Source organism: Acinetobacter brisouioides (assembly GCF_004331075.1).
GTDB lineage: Bacteria > Pseudomonadota > Gammaproteobacteria > Pseudomonadales > Moraxellaceae > Acinetobacter.
In genome coordinates this window covers 93,349-114,070 of the sequence record NZ_SJNX01000009.1, presented here as the reverse complement: position 1 = coordinate 114,070, position 20,722 = coordinate 93,349, and the positions used below count along the sequence as shown (strand labels likewise).

General features: G+C 39.2%; 29 protein-coding genes, 1 tRNA gene and 3 pseudogenes. 31 read left to right on the top strand and 2 right to left on the bottom strand.

What is annotated here, in order from left to right:
- The first annotated feature begins 95 nt into the window (after nucleotides 1-95).
- The 7 genes and pseudogenes from rpsA to E0H77_RS12610 all read left to right on the top strand — a co-directional run.
- Nucleotides 96-1,772 carry a 30S ribosomal protein S1 gene (rpsA, locus tag E0H77_RS12640; protein ID WP_131378499.1) on the top strand — a complete coding sequence of 559 codons (1,677 nt, stop codon included), beginning with the start codon at nucleotides 96-98 and terminating at the stop codon, nucleotides 1,770-1,772.
- Between the two features lie 157 nt (nucleotides 1,773-1,929).
- On the top strand, nucleotides 1,930-2,238 hold the full coding sequence (locus E0H77_RS12635) for an integration host factor subunit beta (RefSeq protein ID WP_004752586.1): 309 nt from the start codon (nucleotides 1,930-1,932) through the stop codon (nucleotides 2,236-2,238).
- Nucleotides 2,239-2,268: 30 nt separating this feature from the next.
- The gene (locus tag E0H77_RS12630) at nucleotides 2,269-2,628 is read left to right on the top strand and encodes a lipopolysaccharide assembly protein LapA domain-containing protein (protein WP_004752584.1); all 360 of its coding nucleotides are present in this window, start codon (nucleotides 2,269-2,271) and stop codon (nucleotides 2,626-2,628) included.
- 30 nt (nucleotides 2,629-2,658) lie between these two features.
- Nucleotides 2,659-3,339, top strand: coding sequence for an orotidine-5'-phosphate decarboxylase (pyrF, locus tag E0H77_RS12625; protein ID WP_045793558.1), 681 nt, complete (start codon nucleotides 2,659-2,661; stop codon nucleotides 3,337-3,339).
- A gap of 285 nt (nucleotides 3,340-3,624) precedes the next feature.
- On the top strand, nucleotides 3,625-4,779 hold the full coding sequence (gene zapE, locus E0H77_RS12620; protein WP_004752580.1) for a cell division protein ZapE: 1,155 nt from the start codon (nucleotides 3,625-3,627) through the stop codon (nucleotides 4,777-4,779).
- A 313-nt stretch (nucleotides 4,780-5,092) separates the two neighbouring features.
- Nucleotides 5,093-7,258, top strand: coding sequence for a malate synthase G (locus E0H77_RS12615; protein ID WP_131378497.1), 2,166 nt, complete (start codon nucleotides 5,093-5,095; stop codon nucleotides 7,256-7,258).
- 130 nt (nucleotides 7,259-7,388) lie between these two features.
- Nucleotides 7,389-7,841, top strand: a pseudogene (locus tag E0H77_RS12610) (SOS response-associated peptidase family protein); the annotation flags it as partial.
- A 128-nt stretch (nucleotides 7,842-7,969) separates the two neighbouring features.
- Here E0H77_RS12610 and E0H77_RS13960 read toward each other — a convergent pair.
- Entirely contained in the window at nucleotides 7,970-8,155 is a 186-nt protein-coding gene (locus E0H77_RS13960) for a hypothetical protein (RefSeq protein WP_131378495.1), read from the bottom strand.
- On the opposite strand from E0H77_RS13960, the gene E0H77_RS13820 reads away from it, so the two are divergent.
- The 18 genes and pseudogenes from E0H77_RS13820 (at nucleotide 8,088) to E0H77_RS12525 (ending at nucleotide 16,735) form a co-directional block, all read left to right on the top strand.
- Nucleotides 8,088-8,429, top strand: a complete 342-nt coding sequence (locus tag E0H77_RS13820) for a hypothetical protein (RefSeq protein ID WP_228258338.1) — start codon at nucleotides 8,088-8,090, stop codon at nucleotides 8,427-8,429. The two genes, E0H77_RS13960 and E0H77_RS13820, sit on opposite strands and share 68 nt — an antisense overlap.
- Nucleotides 8,430-8,538: 109 nt before the next feature.
- A complete protein-coding gene (locus E0H77_RS13955) occupies nucleotides 8,539-9,090 on the top strand; it encodes a hypothetical protein (protein ID WP_228258337.1) in 552 nt (183 codons plus the stop codon).
- Nucleotides 9,091-9,171: 81 nt separating this feature from the next.
- Nucleotides 9,172-9,441 (top strand): hypothetical protein, encoded by a 270-nt coding sequence (locus E0H77_RS13950; protein ID WP_228258336.1) that lies wholly within the window; start codon nucleotides 9,172-9,174, stop codon nucleotides 9,439-9,441.
- Nucleotides 9,442-9,625: 184 nt separating this feature from the next.
- Complete coding sequence (locus tag E0H77_RS12595) at nucleotides 9,626-9,868, top strand: hypothetical protein (protein WP_131378493.1); 243 nt, start codon at nucleotides 9,626-9,628, stop codon at nucleotides 9,866-9,868.
- Nucleotides 9,869-9,941: 73 nt separating this feature from the next.
- A complete protein-coding gene (locus tag E0H77_RS12590) occupies nucleotides 9,942-10,229 on the top strand; it encodes a hypothetical protein (RefSeq protein ID WP_131378491.1) in 288 nt (95 codons plus the stop codon).
- Nucleotides 10,230-10,327: 98 nt separating this feature from the next.
- Nucleotides 10,328-10,404, top strand: a tRNA-Met gene (locus E0H77_RS12585).
- 103 nt (nucleotides 10,405-10,507) lie between these two features.
- Entirely contained in the window at nucleotides 10,508-10,735 is a 228-nt protein-coding gene (locus E0H77_RS12580; RefSeq protein ID WP_131378489.1) for a hypothetical protein, read from the top strand.
- Between the two features lie 14 nt (nucleotides 10,736-10,749).
- Entirely contained in the window at nucleotides 10,750-10,947 is a 198-nt protein-coding gene (locus E0H77_RS12575; RefSeq protein WP_131378487.1) for a hypothetical protein, read from the top strand.
- Between the two features lie 776 nt (nucleotides 10,948-11,723).
- Nucleotides 11,724-11,912, top strand: a complete 189-nt coding sequence (locus E0H77_RS12565; RefSeq protein WP_131378485.1) for a hypothetical protein — start codon at nucleotides 11,724-11,726, stop codon at nucleotides 11,910-11,912.
- Nucleotides 11,913-11,923: 11 nt separating this feature from the next.
- The gene (locus tag E0H77_RS13785; RefSeq protein ID WP_165491529.1) at nucleotides 11,924-12,100 is read left to right on the top strand and encodes a hypothetical protein; all 177 of its coding nucleotides are present in this window, start codon (nucleotides 11,924-11,926) and stop codon (nucleotides 12,098-12,100) included.
- A complete protein-coding gene (locus tag E0H77_RS12560; protein WP_131378483.1) occupies nucleotides 12,090-12,503 on the top strand; it encodes a hypothetical protein in 414 nt (137 codons plus the stop codon). The genes E0H77_RS13785 and E0H77_RS12560 overlap by 11 nt, the downstream gene beginning before the upstream one ends.
- Nucleotides 12,463-13,084: pseudogene (locus E0H77_RS12555) on the top strand (putative metallopeptidase). The gene E0H77_RS12560 and the pseudogene E0H77_RS12555 overlap by 41 nt, the downstream one beginning before the upstream one ends.
- Before the next feature lie 94 nt (nucleotides 13,085-13,178).
- Nucleotides 13,179-13,898 (top strand): hypothetical protein, encoded by a 720-nt coding sequence (locus E0H77_RS12550; RefSeq protein ID WP_131378481.1) that lies wholly within the window; start codon nucleotides 13,179-13,181, stop codon nucleotides 13,896-13,898.
- An 82-nt stretch (nucleotides 13,899-13,980) separates the two neighbouring features.
- Nucleotides 13,981-14,445: pseudogene (locus E0H77_RS12545) on the top strand (DUF2280 domain-containing protein).
- Between the two features lie 2 nt (nucleotides 14,446-14,447).
- Complete coding sequence (locus E0H77_RS12540; protein WP_131378479.1) at nucleotides 14,448-15,509, top strand: hypothetical protein; 1,062 nt, start codon at nucleotides 14,448-14,450, stop codon at nucleotides 15,507-15,509.
- 2 nt (nucleotides 15,510-15,511) lie between these two features.
- Nucleotides 15,512-15,718: a hypothetical protein gene (locus tag E0H77_RS12535; RefSeq protein WP_165491528.1), complete on the top strand. Its 207-nt coding sequence runs from the start codon at nucleotides 15,512-15,514 to the stop codon at nucleotides 15,716-15,718.
- A gap of 4 nt (nucleotides 15,719-15,722) precedes the next feature.
- Entirely contained in the window at nucleotides 15,723-16,217 is a 495-nt protein-coding gene (locus tag E0H77_RS12530; protein ID WP_131378475.1) for a hypothetical protein, read from the top strand.
- Nucleotides 16,218-16,267: 50 nt separating this feature from the next.
- Nucleotides 16,268-16,735 carry a hypothetical protein gene (locus E0H77_RS12525; protein ID WP_213073569.1) on the top strand — a complete coding sequence of 156 codons (468 nt, stop codon included), beginning with the start codon at nucleotides 16,268-16,270 and terminating at the stop codon, nucleotides 16,733-16,735.
- A gap of 111 nt (nucleotides 16,736-16,846) precedes the next feature.
- Here the strand turns inward: E0H77_RS12525 and E0H77_RS14000 are convergent, their stop codons facing one another.
- The gene (locus tag E0H77_RS14000) at nucleotides 16,847-16,981 is read right to left on the bottom strand and encodes a hypothetical protein (protein WP_265937318.1); all 135 of its coding nucleotides are present in this window, start codon (nucleotides 16,979-16,981) and stop codon (nucleotides 16,847-16,849) included.
- A 94-nt stretch (nucleotides 16,982-17,075) separates the two neighbouring features.
- Between E0H77_RS14000 and E0H77_RS12515 the strand changes: the two genes are divergently transcribed.
- The 6 genes from E0H77_RS12515 to E0H77_RS12495 all read left to right on the top strand — a co-directional run bounded on the left by E0H77_RS12515 (nucleotide 17,076) and on the right by E0H77_RS12495 (nucleotide 20,715).
- A complete protein-coding gene (locus E0H77_RS12515) occupies nucleotides 17,076-18,260 on the top strand; it encodes a baseplate J/gp47 family protein (protein WP_213073568.1) in 1,185 nt (394 codons plus the stop codon).
- Entirely contained in the window at nucleotides 18,257-18,994 is a 738-nt protein-coding gene (locus tag E0H77_RS12510) for a hypothetical protein (protein WP_131378469.1), read from the top strand. Before E0H77_RS12515 ends, E0H77_RS12510 begins: the two co-directional genes overlap by 4 nt.
- 1 nt (nucleotide 18,995) lies before the next feature.
- Nucleotides 18,996-19,172, top strand: coding sequence for a hypothetical protein (locus E0H77_RS13780; RefSeq protein WP_165491527.1), 177 nt, complete (start codon nucleotides 18,996-18,998; stop codon nucleotides 19,170-19,172).
- Complete coding sequence (locus E0H77_RS12505) at nucleotides 19,126-19,854, top strand: gp53-like domain-containing protein (RefSeq protein WP_165491526.1); 729 nt, start codon at nucleotides 19,126-19,128, stop codon at nucleotides 19,852-19,854. The genes E0H77_RS13780 and E0H77_RS12505 overlap by 47 nt, the downstream gene beginning before the upstream one ends.
- Nucleotides 19,854-20,081: a hypothetical protein gene (locus tag E0H77_RS12500; protein ID WP_131378465.1), complete on the top strand. Its 228-nt coding sequence runs from the start codon at nucleotides 19,854-19,856 to the stop codon at nucleotides 20,079-20,081. Before E0H77_RS12505 ends, E0H77_RS12500 begins: the two co-directional genes overlap by 1 nt.
- A gap of 112 nt (nucleotides 20,082-20,193) precedes the next feature.
- Nucleotides 20,194-20,715 (top strand): hypothetical protein, encoded by a 522-nt coding sequence (locus E0H77_RS12495; RefSeq protein WP_131378463.1) that lies wholly within the window; start codon nucleotides 20,194-20,196, stop codon nucleotides 20,713-20,715.
- The last annotated feature ends 7 nt before the right edge of the window (nucleotides 20,716-20,722 follow it).

The following is a 20,722-nucleotide window of genomic DNA, read 5'->3' as shown; positions in this document are numbered from 1 at the left end:
CTTGACACATCACTTGATCAGATTTATGGATGATATGTCAGCGTAACTAAACCAGCCTTGACTGATCCAAGACTGTTGAATTTATCAGGTATAACATGACCGAATCTTTTGCAGCCCTCTTTGAAGAAAGCGAATTAAATCTAAACGTTGAAAAGGGTGCAGTCATCCAAGGTGTTGTAGTAAGCATCGATGACGACTGGGTAACTGTTGACACTGGCCTTAAATCTGAAGGCGTTGTTGACCGTGCAGAATTCTTAAATGACCAACGTGAACTTGAGGTTCAAGTTGGTGATACTGTTGATGTTGTTGTTGAAGCGCTTGACAATGGCATGGGTCAAACAGTTTTATCACGTGAAAAAGCAAAACGTGCTGAAACTTGGACTAAACTTGAAAAAATCTTTGAAGATGGCGAAATCGTTACTGGTATTATCTCTGGTAAAGTTAAAGGCGGTTTCACTGTTGACATCGGTCCAGTTCGTGCGTTCTTGCCAGGTTCTTTGGTAGACACTCGTCCTATCCGTGACACAACTCACCTTGAAGGTAAAGAGTTAGAGTTCAAAGTTATCAAGCTTGATGCTAAACGTAACAACGTTGTTGTATCTCGTCGTGCTGTTATGGAAGCTGAATCTTCAGCTGACCGTGAAGCCCTTCTTGCTCAGCTTGAAGAAGGTCAAACAGTTACAGGTACAATTAAGAACCTTACTGATTACGGTGCATTCGTTGACCTTGGCGGTATTGATGGTCTTCTTCATATCACAGATATGGCTTGGAAACGCATCAAACATCCTTCAGAAGTGGTTGAAGTGGGTCAAGAAGTTACTGTTAAAGTACTTAAATTTGACCGTGAACGTAACCGTGTTTCACTAGGTCTTAAACAACTTGGTGAAGATCCATGGTTAGCGATCATGAGCCGTTATCCTAAAGGTTCTATCGTTAAAGCACGTGTAACTAACCTTACTGATTACGGTTGTTTTGCTGAAATCGCTGAAGGCGTTGAAGGCTTAGTTCACGTTTCTGAAATGGACCACACTAACAAAAACATCCACCCATCTAAAGTTGTTCAGATCGGTGATGAAGTTGATGTAATGGTTCTTGAAGTAGACGAAGAACGTCGTCGTATTTCTCTTGGTATCAAACAAACTCGTGCTAACCCATGGGAAGAGTTTGCTAAGAACCATGACAAAGGCGAAAAAGTTTCAGGTACGATCAAGTCTATCACTGACTTCGGTATCTTCATCGGCTTACCTGGCGGTATTGATGGTCTAGTTCACTTGTCTGACATTTCTTGGAATGAACAAGGCGAAGAAGCAATCCGTCGTTACAAGAAAGGTGATACTGTTGAAGCGGTTATCCTATCTGTAGATGCTGAAGGCAACCGTATCAGCCTTGGTATCAAACAATTGAATAGCGATCCATTCAACGATTTCTTGGCTACTAACGAACGCGGTGCGCTTGTTAAAGGTACTGTAACTGCAGTTGATGCTCGTGGCGCAACGATTAAGTTAGCTGACGAAGTTGAAGCAACTCTTAAAGCATCTGAAATCAATCGCGATCGCGTTGAAGATGCGACTAAATTCTTAGAAGTTGGTCAAGAAGTTGAAGCTAAAATCATCAATGTTGATCGTAAATCTCGCTCTATCAATTTGTCTATTAAAGCAAAAGATGAAGCTGAAGAGAAAGAAGCTGTTGCTAACTTACGTCAAGTAGCGGCTACTGGTCAAGACAATGGTCCTAAGACTATTGGTGATTTGATTAAAGCTCAAATGAAGTAATAACGTAAAAAGGTTGAAAATTAGTGTAACTAATTGATACTTTTTATTTAATTACTGTAAACGGTAGCGTAGTATTGGTATACTGCGCTACCGTTTTGTATTTAAACGGGTTATTATCAATTGACTGATAAATCGATATAAACCAATGAGGTCATAGATGACTACAGAAGCACTTAATAAATCTGATTTAATACAACGTATTTCTTTGAAAAATCCGCATTTGGCTGAGCCTCTTGTTGAGGAAGCTGTCAAGATTATGATTGATCAAATGATTGAGGCGTTGTCATCGGACAATCGTATTGAAATCCGCGGCTTTGGAAGTTTTGCGCTACATCACCGTGAACCACGTGTAGGACGTAACCCTAAAACAGGTAAATCTGTTGAGGTTGCAGCAAAGGCGGTTCCTCATTTTAAACCGGGTAAAGCATTGCGTGATGCTGTCAATGAAGCTGGAAGTGAAAAATAACTAAAACAGCACGCTGATGTAGGAGGCCTTATGCGCTTTATCCTTATTCTTGTATTGATTATATTGTTTGGCTATTCATTGGCTTTGGTTTTACAAAATGGCACTGAGTTAAGTGTAGATCTGCTATTTACTCAGGTTCCTGCTATGCGTTCAGGCTTAATGTTATTATTAACATTGGCTTTAGGTGTGGTGCTGGGGTTATTGCTAGGCGTACAGGTTTTTCGTGTGTTTCAAAGTCGTTGGGAAATCCAGCGCTTACGTAAAGATATTGATCATTTACGTAAAGAGCAGATTCAAAGCGCGCAACTGGCTGCTACAGAAGCAATTACTCACAGTAGGCAAGAAAAAACTGTTTTGGATATTAGCCCAGAAGATAAAAGCCCATTATAATGGGCTTTATTTTTGGTTGGAATTAATCTCTTGAGTATTATTGTTGCCTTAGATGCGAAAAGCCAAGCCCAAGCGTTAACCATTGCTGAACAGCTTGACCCTGAACTTTGCCGAGTGAAAGTAGGTAAGGAACTATTTACTCATGAAGGTCCTCAGATTGTAAAAGCTTTACATCATCTTGGATTTGAAGTCTTTTTGGATTTGAAATTTCATGACATTCCAAACACAACTGCACAGGCAGTGTGTGCCGCTGCAGATTTGGGCGTCTGGATGGTGAATGTCCATGCTTCTGGTGGTCGTAAAATGATGGAAACCTGTGTTGAACGACTAAAAGCTGGAAATTATGCAACCCAATTGATTGCGGTTACTGTATTAACGTCTATGGGGCGTGAAGATTTACGTGATATTGGTCTGGATATTGAGCCAGTTGATCAGGTTCGTCGTTTAGCAAAATTAACCTATGATTGTGGTTTGGATGGTGTTGTGTGTTCAGCACAGGAAGCTAAAATTTTGCGTCAGGATTTGGGCAGCGAATTTGCCCTTGTAACTCCAGGCATTCGCCCTGCAGGTTCAAATGCAGATGATCAAAAGCGTATCGTGACACCTGCACAGGCAATGCAGGATGGTTCTACACATCTAGTTATTGGTCGACCAATTACTCAAGCGCAACACCCTCAGCAAGTGTTGCGCGATATTTTGGCAACCATATAATTTCCTTTAAATACTCGTTTAATGTTAAAAAAGGCGTGCAATTTTGCCGCCTTTTGCAATTTCAGGGTAAAAAAACTTGAAATCAGGCTTTGCTTTATAAAATAATACGGTTGGATTGTGCTGCAAATCATATGGATAAATATATAATTTATTCAGATTTTTATGGTGCAAGGGAATGAATGTTTAAAATGATTGTATTTATGTCTAGATGAATTATTGTCTAAGACATAAAAATCACAGCCAAATTCGCATAACGTTGTTTATTGACATGAAATATTGAAGCATATGTTTAATTCTAAATCTGAAAATCTGACTCATGCCGCGGCATTATCGCCTGCGGAACGTTATGCGAAAGCATTGTCTTCAGGGCAGTTTATGCCAGATGATGCGCAAGCTCAGGCAGTGCATGAGCTAGAGCGAGTCTGGCAAGAGTTGCTAAACCGTTATAAAGCCTCAAAAAAAGCGTTCCGCCGCTTTCGCCGCCAAACTACACCACAAGGTGTGTACATGTGGGGTGGAGTGGGACGTGGTAAAACTTGGTTGATGGATCAGTTTTTTGATTCAATTCCATTTCGACGTAAAACCCGAATGCATTTTCACCATTTTATGCAATATGTGCATAAGGAATTAAACAAGCTTTCAGGGCAGCGTAACCCTTTGGATTTGGTTGCTGATCAGATTTATAAAGATGCGGTCATTATTTGTTTTGATGAATTTTTTGTATCGAATGTGACCGATGCTATGATTTTGAGTGATTTGTTCCAAAAGTTGTTCCAACGAGGGATTACTTTGGTTGCGACATCAAATATTGCACCAGATGGCTTATACAAAAATGGTATTCACCGAGATCGTTTTCTGCCAACCATCGAAATGGTCAAGGAAAACTGTGCTGTTTTAAACGTTGATGCGGGTGTGGATTATCGTTTACGGGTATTGAAGCAGGCAGAGTTGTTTAAGCATCCACTTACACCTGAAGCAGACCGATGGATTGATGAGCGTTTTCATGCACTGACTCAATCACAACATATCGTCAAAAGTAATATTGAGATTAACCATCGCCAGATTGAAACACTTGGTCATAGTCAGGATGTATTGTGGTGCGAATTTAAAGAGCTGTGTTTAAAACCACGCAGTCCTGCCGATTTTATTGAAATTGCGAATATTTACAATACGGTACTGGTCAGCCATATTCCACATTTAACTGATCAGCTCAGTGATGCAACACGACGTTTTATTTATTTGGTTGATGAGTTTTATGACCGTGGCGTCAAGTTATTGTTAACTTCACAAGACAGTATTATTGAAATTTATTCAGGTGAAAAGTTGGCATTTGAAATTGAGCGGACACGCTCGCGGTTACTTGAAATGCAGTCGGATGATTATTTGAATTCTGAGCATCATCATATAGAGCAAACATCTGATAAAAAAGAAGAAATATAAAAATAAAAGCGCCGAAAAGGCGCTTTTATTTTCTTACATCTGTGTAAAATAAAAGCATAGACGCTGTTGGTTGAAATTTGTTAGAGTCAATTTGACTGCAATGATGACGAGTGGCACTTTAGTCTAATTACAGATCCTTTAAAAATAATTTACATCCTTTTTTCTGTATTTTATTTTTATATATCAATGATATGGTGGGGTGGTGTTGATTTAAAATGTTCACTATTTCGCAAGTTAATAAAGCTATTCAGCCCAGTATAAATGTTTATACTGAATACCTCGGTAATAAAAAGTAGCACAATCAGGAAAGACAATGACTGCACGTATTCAAAAAGGCAAACTTGCAATTGCTAAGGAATTGTACGATTTTATTGAAAATGAAGCTCTACCTGGTTCAGGTTTAGACAGCGACAGCTACTGGAAAGGATTTGAACAAGTTGTTGTTGATCTTAGTCCAAAGAACAAAGCGCTTTTAGCCAAGCGTAATGAGCTTCAGGCTAAAATTGATGAATGGCATCGTAATAACACATTCAAACTAGAAGCTTACAAGGCTTTTTTGACAGAAATTGGCTACTTATTACCCGAAGTAGAAGATTTCCAAATTACAACTGATAATGTAGATGAAGAAATTGCATTACTTGCAGGGCCGCAATTGGTTGTTCCTGTGCGTAATGCACGTTATAGCCTGAACGCTGCCAATGCACGTTGGGGTTCATTGTATGATGCACTTTATGGTTTCGATGTAATTCCTGAAACTGATGGTGCAGAAAAAACTAAAGCTTATAACCCTGTTCGTGGCGAAAAGGTTGTTGCATTTGCTAAAAATTTCTTAAATGAAATTTTCCCTTTAGCTCAAGGTTCTCATGCAGATGTAGTGTCGTATACCGTTGAAAATAACCAATTGGTTGTTACGCTAAAAGACGGCACAAAAACCACACTTGCAAAAACTGCACTGTTTGTTGGTTACAATGGTGACGCTGCTCAGCCGACAGAAATTGTACTAAAAGAAAATGGTTTGCATGCAATTGTGCAAATTGATGCCAATAGCCCAATTGGTAAAACAGATAGCGCTAGCGTGAAAGATATTGTGCTAGAAGCGGCTGTAACGACGATTCAGGATTTAGAAGATTCAGTTGCGGCTGTTGATGCTGAAGAAAAAGTGGAAGGCTATCGTAACTGGCTTGGTTTGATGAAAGGAACTTTAGAAGATTCTTTTGAAAAATCAGGTAAAACAGTTAAACGTGCGTTGAATCAAGATCGTAGCTATCACAATTTAGTGGGTGGTACGACTACCGTTCATGGTCGCTCACTGATGTTGTTGCGTAATGTTGGTCATCTAATGACAAACCCTGCAATTTTGGTCGATGGTGAAGAAATTTACGAAGGCATCTTGGATGCTTTAGTGACTCCATTATTGTCTAAGGTTGATATCTTGGGACAAAATACAGTGAAGAACTCTCGCAAAGGTTCAATGTATATTGTTAAACCAAAAATGCATGGCCCTGAAGAAGTTGCTTTTGCAGTTGAATTATTTGAACGTGCAGAACAATTGATTGGCTTGCCAGCGAAGAGTTTGAAAGTCGGTATTATGGATGAAGAGCGTCGTACCTCTGTAAACCTGAAAAACTGTATTGCAGCAGCCAAAGATCGTACTATTTTTATTAACACAGGCTTCATGGATCGTACGGGTGATGAAATCCACACCTTTATGGAAGCAGGTCCAATGGTGCGTAAGGTTGAAGTGAAAAACCAAAAATGGTTTGCAGCTTATGAAAACCGTAACGTGATGATTGGTCTAAAATGTGGTCTACGTGGTAAAGCACAAATTGGTAAAGGCATGTGGCCAAAACCAGATTTATTGCTTGATATGTATAAAACCAAAATTGAGCATCCACAAGCAGGTGCATCGTGTGCTTGGGTTCCATCTCCATCGGGTGCGGTGATTCATGCGATTCATTATCATCAATGTAATGTATCTGAGCGTCAACAAGAACTCTTGTCTGAATCAGCATTGCCTTTAGATGATTTGTTGACACCACCTTTGGCTGCTGAAACTAACTGGACAGCAGAAGAAATCACTAAAGAACTTGAAAATAACTGTCAAGGGATTTTGGGTTACGTTGTACGCTGGGTTGACCTTGGTGTAGGTTGTTCTAAAGTTCCAGATATCAATGATGTTGGTCTGATGGAAGACCGCGCAACTTTACGTATTTCTTCACAGCACGTTGCGAACTGGTTACGCCATGGTATTGTGACTCAGGCACAAGTTGAAGAAGTCTTACATCGCATGGCAAAAGTGGTTGATGAGCAAAATGCCAATGACCCAGAATATACAGCGATGTCAACAGACTTTGACAACAATATTGCGTTCAAAGCTGCTTCTGATTTGATTTTTAAAGGTGCAGAGCAACCAGCAGGTTATACAGAACCTTTATTGCATGCAGCACGTTTAAAATTGAAAGGTTATACAGGTGATTAATCACCTGAACTAAAAAAAGCCTCTTCGGAGGTTTTTTTTATATCTGTAAAATGGCTTTTAGATCGCCTGAATTAGAAAAAATATGATTTTTCATTGATAATAGGTCGAGACAGTCAAATTTGATTCGAATATGTGCGTGAATTTCAAGCCTCTAACACTCACTCAACTTCAGCAATTACAGTTACCTGCGATTGATTTTGAATATTCTGATGAAGTTTACCCGATGGGAAATTGCCCTTTACTGTTTCAGTCAGAGCGAGAGTTAGAATGGCGCAACGTCATGTTTGGTTTAGTGCCAAAATGGGCGACAGATGTAACGGTTGCCAAGCATACTTATAATGCTCGGCAGGAAACACTGCTACAAAAACCAAGTTTTCAGGCATCAATCTTGAAATGCAAATTTGGTGTGATTCCTGTTACGGAGTTTTATGAGAGTAAATATATTGATGATCAACCGCAGCGTTGAGGTGTTAAACGTAAAGATGAGCAGGCTTTCTTTATCGCAGCTTTATATGAAATTGTGAAGATCGGAGAACAAATTATTCGTTCTGCAACTATGCTGACGATGGATGCAAGTCAGCATTTAAATCATAAATAATTTTTTTTTAAATTAAATAATTTAATTTTATAGATTAATTACTCACGATGTTACTCACATTTGGTTTTTTTGCAAAAAAAGATCGCACTTGGCGACCTTCTTTATTGGTGGTTTCATGCAACCAAATCCTCATTATTGGAATCAGTAACACACTTTAAAACATAGCTATTAAGCCAGAAGTTTTTACGACCATCCTTGATTCGTTCGTATAGCTCTTTTTCAGTAAAATTCATCCGCATTGCAAATTCTGCAGTAGAAACCCGACGCTCAGTATTTGTTAAATCTATAGTTGTCTCCACATCACACCTCCGCCGTGGAATTGTTTGTCAGATTACGGACAATGAAGCCCGAGCATTCCAGCGTATTATCCTAGATATTCGTGCTATTGATAGCAAAACACTACAAGACTGGATAGATGCAGTTTGGCAAATCTGTGTAGAAGATAAAAAACTACGTGAAGTTGCTAAAATGTATGAAACTTCAACTATCCAAATTCGCCAAGATATGAAATGCGCGTTGGCTTTTATTTCTGGACGTTATCCAAATTTAAAATCTGATTTTCTTCATAAATGATATTTATATAAAAATAGTGCTAAATTTTGGTTTAGCAGTATATAGGGAATTATAAATCTTTATATAAACAATCAAATATGTGCTTATTCGCTTTAAGTGGAACTTTTTAATGATAATAGATATCCCAGCTAAAGAAGATTTTTATGCTTCAGCAGATGATATGGTAAATGAAGCTTGGAAGAAGATATCAAACTTAGCTCATACATATTATGAATTAGACACAGATAATATGTTTTATAAATCTTCAGATTATTCATGCGACTATATTACTTTAGGTTTAGATAATTATTGGAGTCATGTAAGACCAAAGCTTATATCAGCTTTGACATTGGTTATACAGTCAGTTGAATTTAGACTAAAAGGTCTTATTGCTGAAATTTCACCTTACTTATTGTTATCTAGTAGCTCCAAAAACATACCTAATAGATCATTTACCCAATTCCATTCTATTGATGCTCAAGATTTGATTAAAGTCTATGAAATGTTTGCAGATAAAGATTTTAGTCCAAAATTTAAGAAATGGTATGAAGACATTCGTATACTACGGAATAGATTCATGCATACAGTGGATAAAAGGTCAGATATTAGCCCAGAGTTAATTTTTAAAAGTATTATATTTGCTCATGATGAATTAAATGGGAATAATTCTCATTGGATTTAGCATCGATACAAATATAAAGTAAGTCATTCAGGAGGGGGGATTGATTTTGATCCGAATGAAGTCTCAGGTGATATTTTTGAAATGCTTCAAGTCCATTATGAATTGACAGGTGCTATTCACTCTTGTTCAAGAGAAACTGCTAATGAAACATTTAAATTTGATAAAGCTGTTGATAGTTTTTATTGTAAAAAATGTGTTTCGATTATGGAACAGTTTGAATATTTTGACAGTAAGCATATAGATACTTGTATTGGAACTGTCCAAAAAAATAAAAGATCAGAAATTTATCAGTGTGTATTTTGTAGAACAGAATATAAAAATTATACAGGTTCTATTTGGGAAGATGATTAAAGCTAGCAACCATATTTAAATAATTTTCATAACTGGCATGTGTACACGAGTTATGGCATATTTCTGTTATAGTGTTCGAAGTGTAAGTAGTTCACTGGTTATTAAGCCTGACAATTTGTTGTTGGGCTTTTTTCATTCTGTAGCATGATATATTGATTTTATAGCCATAAAATCAGAGCAAAAAATGTCATCAGATAAAATAGTGATTACATGTGATTTACGCGGATATAGAATCCTAGAGAATGCTATTAAAAATAACACCTTGCCATTACAAGCTTGCAATTACTTTGATGATGGCATAAACGGATATGTTTATTTTAATACTCAAAGACCAAATTATGATAAAGATTTGCTAAAGTGGTCTGTAGATGTGGTTTTGGCTTTTGCATCTTCTGGCAATCCTAATATCGAAATTATAGAATTTTAAAAGCTCACATGATGGTGGGCTTTTTTAATAATTAAAGTAGTATAGTGGGGCTAATCCTCAAGTTCTTTAATTTATGTCTGAAAAATATAATTACATTTATACTAAAATAAGTACATTTGGCTCATTACCAACACATAAGGTTTTTTTAAGTAACATAAGCAGAAAGGTAAAATTAGTTTTTGCTGATAATACGTTTATTTATGGTGTTGTTTCTGATTGGGGGTTGACTCATTCAGGTCTTGACTCAAGGAAACCCACTTGGGTAGAAGAGCCTAAATTATTCCTAGAAGGTGAAAAAATAAAATTAAGCACATATAGGGATTCACATCCAGCATTCATAACTGAAGTAAGTACGGGTTAGAGTATAGGTAATTTTGTATTCATTGCACTGTAAGAAAATTATATTTCGTATAAAGTTTGCTTTGTTTGCTCTTGGTGTGTATAAAGCTAACTCGTTGATGCGGGATGGAGCAGTCTGGTAGCTCGTCGGGCTCATAACCCGAAGGTCGTTGGTTCAAATCCAGCTCCCGCTACCAACGAAAAAGATTCAAAGTTTATAGCCTAATTTGCTTCATGCTTATTAGGCTTTTTTATTGCCTGTGTTATACATATATCTCTAAAAAAACAGAGAATACTCAGGTGAAAAAACAATATATTGGAATCATAAATAGTAGTATTAAAGGTGCTGAGAAATATTATGAATATGCTCAAGTGTGGTCGGATGGTGTAATTCACCTTGTTAAAGATGTAGAGTCAGTGACAAAATTTAAATCAGAACAAGAAGCAATTGATTCTTTATTTATGGTCAGTATATGGGTGTGTGAATATCAAGATGGAAAAGTTAAACCATTACAACCATCACGATAGGGATGACAGTACTGATGAATACTAGAGATGAATTAATCAAAAAAATTGAAGCAGATAAACAAGTTTATGGTATTGAGTCCTACGAGATAGTAGGTCGTTCAATATCTATTAAAACCAAAGAAGGATTTGAGGAGGTTGCGGCAGTATATATTGCTGAGTTGAATGATCAGTTCCCTGATCTAATAAATGGCGGAAACGCAACCTCAGATTAAACCACCTTCGGGTGGTTTTTTATTGCCTGAAATAATTGCGCCATTAGCTCAGTTGGTTAGAGCCTTTGGGTCGTAGGTTCAAGTCCTACATGGCGAGCCATTATCGATGTTGTTGAGTTGGTAAGGTAGAGCCATGAAATGGCTGATTTAGTCATTTTTTTGACTTGATTAAGACTCAAAATTATGCTGAATTTAACATGGAAACTTTGCCTAAGTTTTTGAGTTGAATTCACCCACATATTGAGTTACCAAGGAGACGGACATGCTTGGATTTTTAAAGCGATTGTTCTGGATTGATGAAGATTAGCCGAACGGATTACGGCACATAAGACCGCACTGCTTGAGAAAGTTGGTGCGGTTTTTCTTTTGTTATATATAGTATTATATAATAAAACTTTTAATAACAATAACTTGAATTATGTTTGATTATTAGATAAGCTTTACTTATCGATTTTTTTGATGAATAAGATTGCAGTTAATGTTTGGATACCCAGATACGCTAATTATTATCGACCTTGATGGTAATGAATCTAAATTGTCTCGCTGTCGTATAGATAACAACAAAAAGATATGGACCACAGATCATGAAACAAAAGTTTTTAGAGGTTACAAAATACTTAAGAAGTATTCGGATGGTCGGGATCAAGAATTCATAGTAAAAAATGTTGGTAAAATTAACTTATTGGGCTCGATAGAAATTGATATTCAAAAGTTATAGAAACCATGATTCAAATACCCCCAGCCATCGTGCTGGGTTTTTTATTGCAGGTATAAAAATGCGTTTCTCTAAAGTTGCTTTATTAAGTGCATTGGCTCATGGAATTTTTGGTGCTTCAACGACTATTCAGGGTTATCCATCCACGTTACTACCAGTTTTTAATGAGCCAAGTTCGAGCAAGCCAAAACAAAATAAATTGCGCCAAAAGAAACGCCGTTTGATGAAACGTCGGATTGGGTATAAGTAAAAGGATTCATCATGACAGACAAAGTACAATCAAAAAAAGACTTGAATTACTGTTGTGATGAACTCAGCAAATATCAGTCTTTATCAAGAACTGGCTTGACCCGTGATGAGTTGCTGGCGATTGATGGCATTATGGTTAAGCTGAAAGAGCGGATTAAGAATATTCGGGCCGCTTTGAATGGACATTGATCAATACAAGCGGCTCACTAAAAAAGAACCGCCAAGAAATACGCCGTTGCCTAAAGCTAAAAAAAAATACCTTGAAGCTGAAGGAAAACTGACTGAGCAACTGGAAAAGCTTGGAATTAAGTTTGAAAAGAAATTTCAGTTTAAATCTACAAAGCACTGGCGTTTTGATTTTCACATTATCGGAAAGCAATTGTTGATTGAGATAGCTGGTGGATCGTGGTCAGGTAGTCGTGGTGGAAAGCTGGCTAAAAAGGTTTGGAGTTTGGATCGTTACGACCATGCTGAAGAAATGGGGTATTTCATTAAGCGATTTGAGTCACATGAAGTGTTTTTCAATGAGGCAATCTGTTGGATAAGAGACTATGGAACAAATCAGACCATTTCCACCGACAGACCTGATTGACCAAGCTGAGGATGAGGAAGCAATTCGCTTGGCACCTGCACCCGATCTAAAGGCATGGGTGGTCAAGAATTTTCTAACGATTGGTGCTGAGCTGTATAACCCTGACCATGACCACATTGCCGAGCTGCTGCATGACAACGATGAGCTTCTAGCATTCGCTTGGGCATCATCTGCCTCCGTTGCAAAAAAATGCATGGTGCTTGGACAGTGTGAAAAGGTGATGTTCAATCAGGGTGGCTGGAAAAAGGCTCGACAAGAGCAACAAATGCGTGACTGGTTTGGCTTTGTGCCTATCTACCTGATCACCACTGATGCCAGTTACTGCGTTTTGTGCGCTGATCGAGCATGAGCTATATCACATCGGTGTTGAACGTGATGGCGATGGCGAGATTGTTTATAGCGATATGACTGGACTGCCAAAGCATTATTTGGCTGGGCATGATGTTGAAGAATTTGTGGGTGTGGTTAAACGCTATGGAGCAAGCGAAAACGTCAAGCGTCTTGTTGAAGTCGCAAAACAAGCGCCGTTTGTATCAGAAAAGAATATTGCTGCGTGTTGTGGGACGTGTGTGATTAATTGAAAAATTATGTGAAATATTTAATTAAAATAATTTAGGTATTTCATGTATATTATTGGGAAATTTTAATAGAAATCGTTGTAAAAGAAGACATAATATGAAATTACTTTTAAGAACTAGCCTTATCCTGTTGTGTGCTTGTAGTGAGTTTGCTCAAGCGGAAGGTTTATCTCAAGCCGTAGCATCTTTGCCTCACTACCAAAAAGACCGAAACAATAGTTCAGAAAATAAATCTGATGATAAATATGCATATACTAAAGAGTTAAGAATCATTACACGTGGTACTAGAGCTAAAACATCTACCGCTCAAGTGGCTAGGCTGTTACTGCTAGGAAGTAATACCTCAATTTATAAAGACGAACTTGTTGGCAATGTTATTGAGGATATTCAAGATAGATCTAAGCTTAAAAATCCATCTGAAGATATTGAGAAAAACCTTAATGATTACTTGGCATTGAATGCATACAAGAATATTCAAAAGACGGAAAAAAATAACATTCGCAAAATCACACTTGAGCCAGCTCGCCCATATTGGTCTCTGCTATATAACTCAAGCGATAAAAATGTTGATAATGGTTATAGTTTGAATTTTGGTGCTAAAACGCATGTATTTTTACCTATAGGTGCGGTTGATTTTAGCGTGAATCTGCGTGTTACAAACAAAGAGTGTAGCTACACTAGTGAGCCTAAGTCATTGGAAACATGGAAAGCAAATGACTATGCGCTTGTTAAAGATTATCGCGATAAAGCTATTGAAATTTGCACTAAAAAATACATTGAAGAAATAGATAAGGCTTTACTTAAATCAGTACAGTAAGTCAATTTAAGTGGAAAGACTGGCTATATGCTGGTCTTTTTTTTGCCTATTTTGTTGGACGTAGCATGACAAAGAGGTGTTTATGGTAGCACTAAAAGAGCCTGTTAAAATCTTTATAGTTCAGTCTCTTGCTTGCTTTAAAACCCCTCAACAAGTTGCTGATGCTGTCCAACAAAGATTTGGAATTGAAATTGACCGCAGACAATGTGAGGGTTACGACCCTACTAAATTCACAGGTCGCAATCTAAGCAAAAAATTAAAAGAGCTGTTTGAGCAAAGCTGAAAGGATTTTAAGGCAAATATTTATGACATTCCTTTAGCTAATAAAGCTGTGCGCCTCAATGAATTACAAAAAATGTATGAAGACTGGGGTAAAAACAAAGTCATGAAGCAAAACATCATCAAACAGATTAAAGATGAAATGCAGGGGCATGACATTCAGTTATTAGATATTGAGCTTAAAAAGTTAGAAATTCAGCGCATTCGTAAAGGTGAAGATGGTGCGGGTGAAAACAAGATTGTTTTGGTTGATGCTCCGGACGCATAGTTATGAACGCTTACGTAAAATTTAAAAAATTTCATGACGGTCAAAAAGCAATCCTTAACAATAACCTGCCTCAATTCTCCGTTATTCGTGCCGGTCGTCGTTTTGGTAAAACCACAGGACTGGAAGAATGGGCCTCAGCAAAAGCTACACGTGGATTAAAGGTTGGTTGGTTTGCGCCTACGTTCAAGTTGTTACATCCGACTTTTGCAAGGGTAAAAAAAACACTTAAACCTGTCATTGAGCGCTCATCAAAAACTGAATGGATTATAGAAACCAAGACAGGTGGCTGTGTTGAATTCTGGTCGCTTGAGGATGAAGATGCTGGGCGTTCACGTAACTATGATTTAACAATTATTGATGAGGCTAGTTTAAAGGCTAAAGGCTTACGTGAGATCTGGGAACAGGCGATAAGACCTACGTTGCTTGACCGCGATGGCAGCGCAATCCTTGCAGGCACACCCAAAGTAATTGATCCTGAAAATTACTTTTATTTAGCTTGCACAGACCAAACACTTGGATGGGTTGAGTTTCATGCTCCAACGATGGCTAACCCTATGCTAAATCAAAACAGTGTGGCGCGATTAAAGGTCGAGAACGCTCCACTTGTGTACCAGCAAGAGTTTTTAGCTGAGTTCGTAGACTGGAATGGATCAGCGTTCTTTTCTGAATCTAGTATGTTGGTCGATGGTTTATCTATCCCAATGCCTGAGAATTGTGACCAAGTTTATGTGGTTATTGATACTGCGCTTAAGGATGGTTTAGAGCATGACGGCACGGCAGTCACATATTACGCACGTAACAAATATACAGGCCACAAGTTAATTATCCTTGATTATGACTTGGTTCAAATTGAAGGTGCTGTCCTTGAGGATTGGCCGCCTAGCGTTGCGCAGCGTGGTGAAGATTTGGAGCGTCAATGCGGTGCTCGTGAGGGATATTTGGCGCTTGGATTGAAGATAAAGCATCAGGGATTGTATTGCTACAACAAGCGGCACGCCGTGGCATTGTTGCATATCCGATTGATGAGAAGCTTACCTCACTGGGAAAAGATGGGCGTGCGCTAAGCGTGTCTGGCTATGTTTATCGCGGTGATGTGAAGTTTTCGACTTATGCGCACAACAAAGTAATTAATTTTAAAGGTCAAACACGAAATCATTTAATTTCCCAAGTCTGTGGTTATCGAATGGGGGTGAAAACACCTCACGGCATGGACTTGCTTGATACATTCACTTATGGCGTAGCGATTGCGCTAGGCGATGCAAACGGTTGGTAATCTTATGTCGTCAAATCCAGATACAAGTGGGGCTTCAAGCTTGGGGCTGACCTCAAGCCTATCTACCCAGCTCATGGACTTATTGGCAACCAATGACATCATGCCGGGTTCTTCACCATCTTACCAAGTGTGTAAGGCGATTTACTCATACCACCCCTTGGGCGCAAAAATGGCAGAAGAGCCAATCAAGCGTGCACAGGCTAAACCGCGCGAAATCATAGTTGATGTTGCGATCAATGATGACTTGGTAAAAGCGTTCAATCAGGAATGGAAAACTATTGGAAAAACTGGTGCTGATTTAATTATTCGCAACGTGATGAGGACTAGCCGTATTTATGGCATTTCATCACTCGCCGTATATTCCGACCACCCAGAAAAACCAATCGATTACAAATCGCTATACAAAAGCGATATTAGCTTTAATGTGCTTGATCCGCTAAAGGGTAGTGGGATAACCAAGTTGCAATTGGGCGTGCAGCAGAAGCGATTAAAAAATTAGGAAAATCTCTCCCTTGTCATGTTACTGCTGTAAATAACCAAATTGTTACCGTGGTATTTGAAGTAGATACATCCCCTTGGACATTGCCACCAATCACTATTCCAAAGGCTGAAAGTCAGTGGTTGCAAACACCCACACAAGTTGGCGACAAAGGCATGACCATGCCTGTTGATGTGTATCATGGTGCAGTATCAGGGCTTGGTAGTGCTACACCAAACATGATGACACCTTCAAACTTATCCGCATTGGTTTTTGTGCCAATCAGCAATACACAGCAAGAAAAACCGGATGAAGGTGCTGTGTTGATGCAAGGCCCCAATGGTGTGATTGCTCAAACAGAGGATGGTTCATCAAAAATAACAGTTAATAAATCTAGTATCACTATGAAGTTTGGAACGCACACATTAGAGCTAAATGAATCTGGTATCTTTATTGATGGTGTTGAGTTTGAAACACACAAACACCAATACACACCGGGTACAGGCGCTCCAACAAATACGGGTGGGCCAACATCATAAGAGTTTACGGAAGAATCACAAATCCAAATGGTTCAAAAAGCTGGGTTGTGGTTACTATTGATGCGAAGGGTTTTAATGATGCTGTTTATGTTACTGCGCTTGCACAGGCAATTAAGTTGGTTTTACAGGAAAGCCCATTCTATGGAAATGTAGGTATTCCGCAGTATCAAACCATTGTGACACAGGTCTACCCTGATTTTTATGTAGCACAACTGCAGTCACAGTACGCCCAATATTTTGCGTCATTAAATATTACGCGGCAACAAGGGGTAGATCCCCCAACATACAACGTGACAGCAATCACCCATCAGGGGTCAACTCTTAGCGCAGCGATACCGATATGACATATAACCTAAACATGACTGCTTCTGGTCCAGCACCAACACCAGCAACAACTCTGCTTACCAATTTGCTGGCCTATGTTGCTTCAACCAATCCAGACTACACAGCTAATTTACCGGGTACATTGATCGAAGACATTAGTTCAACCGATGTTGGTGCAATGTTGATGATAGACCAAGCTGTTGTTGATTTGGTGAGTAGAGTATCCCCATACGCTGCACCACCATTTATCTTGGCTCAGATGGGAGCGATGTTTGGTATTCCGCAAGGCCAACCAACCAATACCAGCGTATATGTTGTATTCGAGGGGTTACCGGGATTTGTAGTTCAACAGGGTTTTATTGTTGGCGATGGTACAAATCAATATGTTGTACAGGATGGTGCGATTATTGGTAGCTCTGGTTTATCACAACCAGTCTATTGCGTGGCAAATCAAGCTGGGTCGTGGGCTGTTCCTGTAAACACAGTTAATCAGGTTATAACTTCGGTACCTTCTGGCTACACATTAACTGTTAACAATACATCAACAGGTACAACGGGTACGGGGGCTGAGCAGGTTAATAGCTATCGTAGTCGCATTTGGCAAGCATGGAATAAGACGGGGCATGGAACACCTGCTTACATTAAATCATTGCTTGAAGCGATTCTAAACCCTCGCTTGATTTCAATTATTCAAAACGGTGCAAACTGGGAGGTGATTTGCGGCGGGGGGGATCCTTATGCTATTGCTGGGGCAATTTACCTTGGTGCAATGGATATTAACAACTTTGTAGGCTCAGCAACCACAGCACGAAATATCACCGTATCCGTTACTGATGCACCAAATAGCTACAACATTACATTCGTAAATCCACCTCAACAAACCGTAACCGCTAGTGTTGTCTGGAATACCGACTTGCCGAATTTCACAGGAAGCTCTGCTGTCAATCAGTTAGCTTCTGTTGCACTAGTAAATTACTTAAATAGTATTGTGGTGGGCCAAGCAATCAATATTCTGCAGATGCAAGCAATCTTTCAGGAATCGGTTGCAAGCATTTTACCGCAGCAATATTTATCAACATTAACATTTCAAATCTACATTAATGGGGTGCTTACACCACCATCCGCTGGAACTCAACTGGTTACTGGTGACCCTGAATCATACTTCTTTTGTCCGGCTACAGGCGTATCGGTGGCGCAATGAGTATAGAGAACTTTAACTCACCAATGATGCAAATCATTAAGAGTTATCTGTATCAACAGTACGCGGATGATGATGACCTACAGGCTTTTGTCGATGCGTTTAATAACACTGCTCAAAACTATTTGGATTGGCGCAATCAGACACCATTGGCGATTTATACATCGCCCATGATTTATGAGCAGCTACTTGATTGGATACTGGTGGGTATTTATGGGATTTATCGTCCAATATTTGGATTAATTAATCAATCACCACCGCCAGCAGGGGGGAATACAGCACCTTGGAATGGCTTTGATATTCCAACCAAAATAAATGCAAATGGCAATACATCAGCATTTACGATTGTTGGCCCTTATGAAACAGTAACTTATAACACCCGGCCATTTGGTTATTTTTCATCTGTAGCTAATTCGGGTGGTGCAACTACCGCGCCAGCTTATACCGTAGCATCTGATGACACATACAAGCGATTAGCGACATGGATTTTATACCGTGGAGATGGGTTTCAAATGTCTTTGAATTGGCTGCGTAGGCGTGTTGCTCGGTTTTGCTATGGTTTGAATGGTGCTGATATTGATATAGGACTTGTTTCAAATATTAGCATCACCATAACGGGCGACAATATTTTAATAAAAGCACCAAAATCCCCCTCTTCGCAAATCCTTATACAACTCATTCAAGCCAATCAAGTCCCCTTGCCGCTAGGGGTAAATATTACGATGACAACGGTGTGACATGATTAATTTTATCTTTGCCAATAATGTAAACACAGCTTTGGCTGCCAGTGCTGCATCAAACGCGACCAAAAGTGTTTTTGAGGTATGTTACGTTACTGCAATCAGTGGTAATACATTAACAGTACTGCGTGGACAAGAAGGTACCACTGCACAAAGCTGGCTGGCTGGCTGGTGATATTGCGTATTGTGAGCCAACGGCTGGTTCTGTATCACCAGCAATTGGTAATGTGGCTTTAGTTGTTCCAGTATCAGGAACGACATACTTATCAAGTGAGGCGGCATTTGCGCGAATTACAGCGCCATCGACAGTTTCAACAACCCAAACCACAGTATTAAATATTGCACCAAGCTGTGTAACCATTGATGTGTTATTTGATAATCAATCGTCATTTGCACAAACACTTCAGCTGGTAAGCAATACCCAATACACAGGTGCAACTGGGACGCTGAATGCGGGTGTCTGGACAACAAATATTACTGTCCCAGCAAATAGCCAGTTAACATTACTGCTAAAACAAGATGGAACTTATCTAACCTCAATAAATGTAGATATAACCAATTTACAGAACCAACTAAATACGACTGTAACTACATATCCAGGAGGTACCATTGTCCAGTATGGCGATGGTTATATGGAGATATTTGGGTATGTTGTTAGTGTTACATCTAGCGAATTAGCAGTTAATTTTCCTGTTGCATTTACAACTTGTTATGGCGTTTTGGCAACGTGTTATTCCAACGGTTCCGCATCACCAGTTGCGATAGGAACAACTTTGCCAACCAATACAGGGTTTACAGCTTACGCAGGATCTCAAACGGTAGGGTTTCAGTATTTTGCAAAAGGGCGGTGGAAGTAATGAAATATAGTGAGTCAACAAAAGCATTTTATTTTAATGAAAACACTCAAGCACCGAGCGATTGTATTGATATAACCGATGAGCAGTGGTTACATGCGATTGGTAGCATTGCCGATGGTGGATCTGTAATGGTTGAGGGTGGGCAATTAATCATTGAAAACCAAGTGGAAGATAAGGCCTCACCTGTAGCCACACAAGTAACTTATACAGGGCGATCAAATGAATGATTTTGTATTTGCCAATAATTACAGTAGCACTTTAGGGGTTGCATTAGCAACCTCTTCTAATTCTATAACAGTGGTTTCATCTATTGGATTACCTGGGTTGCAGAATGGACAAATGGTTCCGGTAACAATCACTGATGCTGCTACTCGCACCAAGTTTGAAATCTGTTATGTTACAGCTATCTCAGGCAGCATCTTGACTGTACTGCGCGGGCAAGAAGGTACAGCAATTCAAAGCTGGAATATTAACGATATTGTGTTCTGTTGTCCGGCAGCAGGTACGATTGCACCAGCCGTCACTAATGCCACAGCAAACGTACCGTTGTCGGGGACGATGTATCTGACAGCCACAAACAGCTATCAACAGCTATTGGCACCATCTGGTGCAGCATTAAGCATATCAACACTAAACATTGGTGCGGGGGTGATTACCGCTGACTTCATGTTTACCAACAAATTAGTAAACACTCAGACGCTACAGTTGGTAAGTAATACCCAGTACACTGGCACCAATACCAGTCAGTCGGGTAGTACGTGGACGATGACATTCACCATTCCAGCCAATACAGGTCTGATATTGCGACTAATGCAGGATTCAACCTATCTCGTAGCTGTTAACCAGAAAACCTGCCCTTAAGGATTGT

Bases quoted from the DNA above. Each gene is read 5' to 3' on its own strand.
- E0H77_RS13950 (WP_228258336.1), top strand. From the start codon at position 9,172: ATGCTTCAAGTCCATTATGAATTGACAGGTGCTATTCACTCTTGTTCA.
- E0H77_RS12595 (WP_131378493.1), top strand. From the start codon at position 9,626: ATGTCATCAGATAAAATAGTGATTACATGTGATTTACGCGGATATAGA.
- E0H77_RS14000 (WP_265937318.1), bottom strand. From the start codon at position 16,981: ATGACGCAAAATATTGGGCGTACTGTGACTGCAGTTGTGCTACATAAA.
- E0H77_RS12540 (WP_131378479.1), top strand. From the start codon at position 14,448: ATGAACGCTTACGTAAAATTTAAAAAATTTCATGACGGTCAAAAAGCA.
- E0H77_RS12495 (WP_131378463.1), top strand. From the start codon at position 20,194: ATGGTTCCGGTAACAATCACTGATGCTGCTACTCGCACCAAGTTTGAA.
- E0H77_RS12500 (WP_131378465.1), top strand. From the start codon at position 19,854: ATGAAATATAGTGAGTCAACAAAAGCATTTTATTTTAATGAAAACACT.
- E0H77_RS13780 (WP_165491527.1), top strand. From the start codon at position 18,996: ATGATTAATTTTATCTTTGCCAATAATGTAAACACAGCTTTGGCTGCC.
- E0H77_RS13955 (WP_228258337.1), top strand. From the start codon at position 8,539: ATGATAATAGATATCCCAGCTAAAGAAGATTTTTATGCTTCAGCAGAT.
- rpsA (WP_131378499.1), top strand. From the start codon at position 96: ATGACCGAATCTTTTGCAGCCCTCTTTGAAGAAAGCGAATTAAATCTA.
- E0H77_RS12630 (WP_004752584.1), top strand. From the start codon at position 2,269: ATGCGCTTTATCCTTATTCTTGTATTGATTATATTGTTTGGCTATTCA.
- E0H77_RS12550 (WP_131378481.1), top strand. From the start codon at position 13,179: ATGAAATTACTTTTAAGAACTAGCCTTATCCTGTTGTGTGCTTGTAGT.
- E0H77_RS12575 (WP_131378487.1), top strand. From the start codon at position 10,750: ATGAATACTAGAGATGAATTAATCAAAAAAATTGAAGCAGATAAACAA.
- E0H77_RS12590 (WP_131378491.1), top strand. From the start codon at position 9,942: ATGTCTGAAAAATATAATTACATTTATACTAAAATAAGTACATTTGGC.
- E0H77_RS12560 (WP_131378483.1), top strand. From the start codon at position 12,090: ATGGACATTGATCAATACAAGCGGCTCACTAAAAAAGAACCGCCAAGA.
- E0H77_RS12510 (WP_131378469.1), top strand. From the start codon at position 18,257: ATGAGTATAGAGAACTTTAACTCACCAATGATGCAAATCATTAAGAGT.
- E0H77_RS12530 (WP_131378475.1), top strand. From the start codon at position 15,723: ATGTCGTCAAATCCAGATACAAGTGGGGCTTCAAGCTTGGGGCTGACC.
- E0H77_RS12635 (WP_004752586.1), top strand. From the start codon at position 1,930: ATGACTACAGAAGCACTTAATAAATCTGATTTAATACAACGTATTTCT.
- E0H77_RS13785 (WP_165491529.1), top strand. From the start codon at position 11,924: ATGACAGACAAAGTACAATCAAAAAAAGACTTGAATTACTGTTGTGAT.
- E0H77_RS12615 (WP_131378497.1), top strand. From the start codon at position 5,093: ATGACTGCACGTATTCAAAAAGGCAAACTTGCAATTGCTAAGGAATTG.
- E0H77_RS12565 (WP_131378485.1), top strand. From the start codon at position 11,724: ATGCGTTTCTCTAAAGTTGCTTTATTAAGTGCATTGGCTCATGGAATT.
- E0H77_RS12515 (WP_213073568.1), top strand. From the start codon at position 17,076: ATGACATATAACCTAAACATGACTGCTTCTGGTCCAGCACCAACACCA.
- zapE (WP_004752580.1), top strand. From the start codon at position 3,625: ATGTTTAATTCTAAATCTGAAAATCTGACTCATGCCGCGGCATTATCG.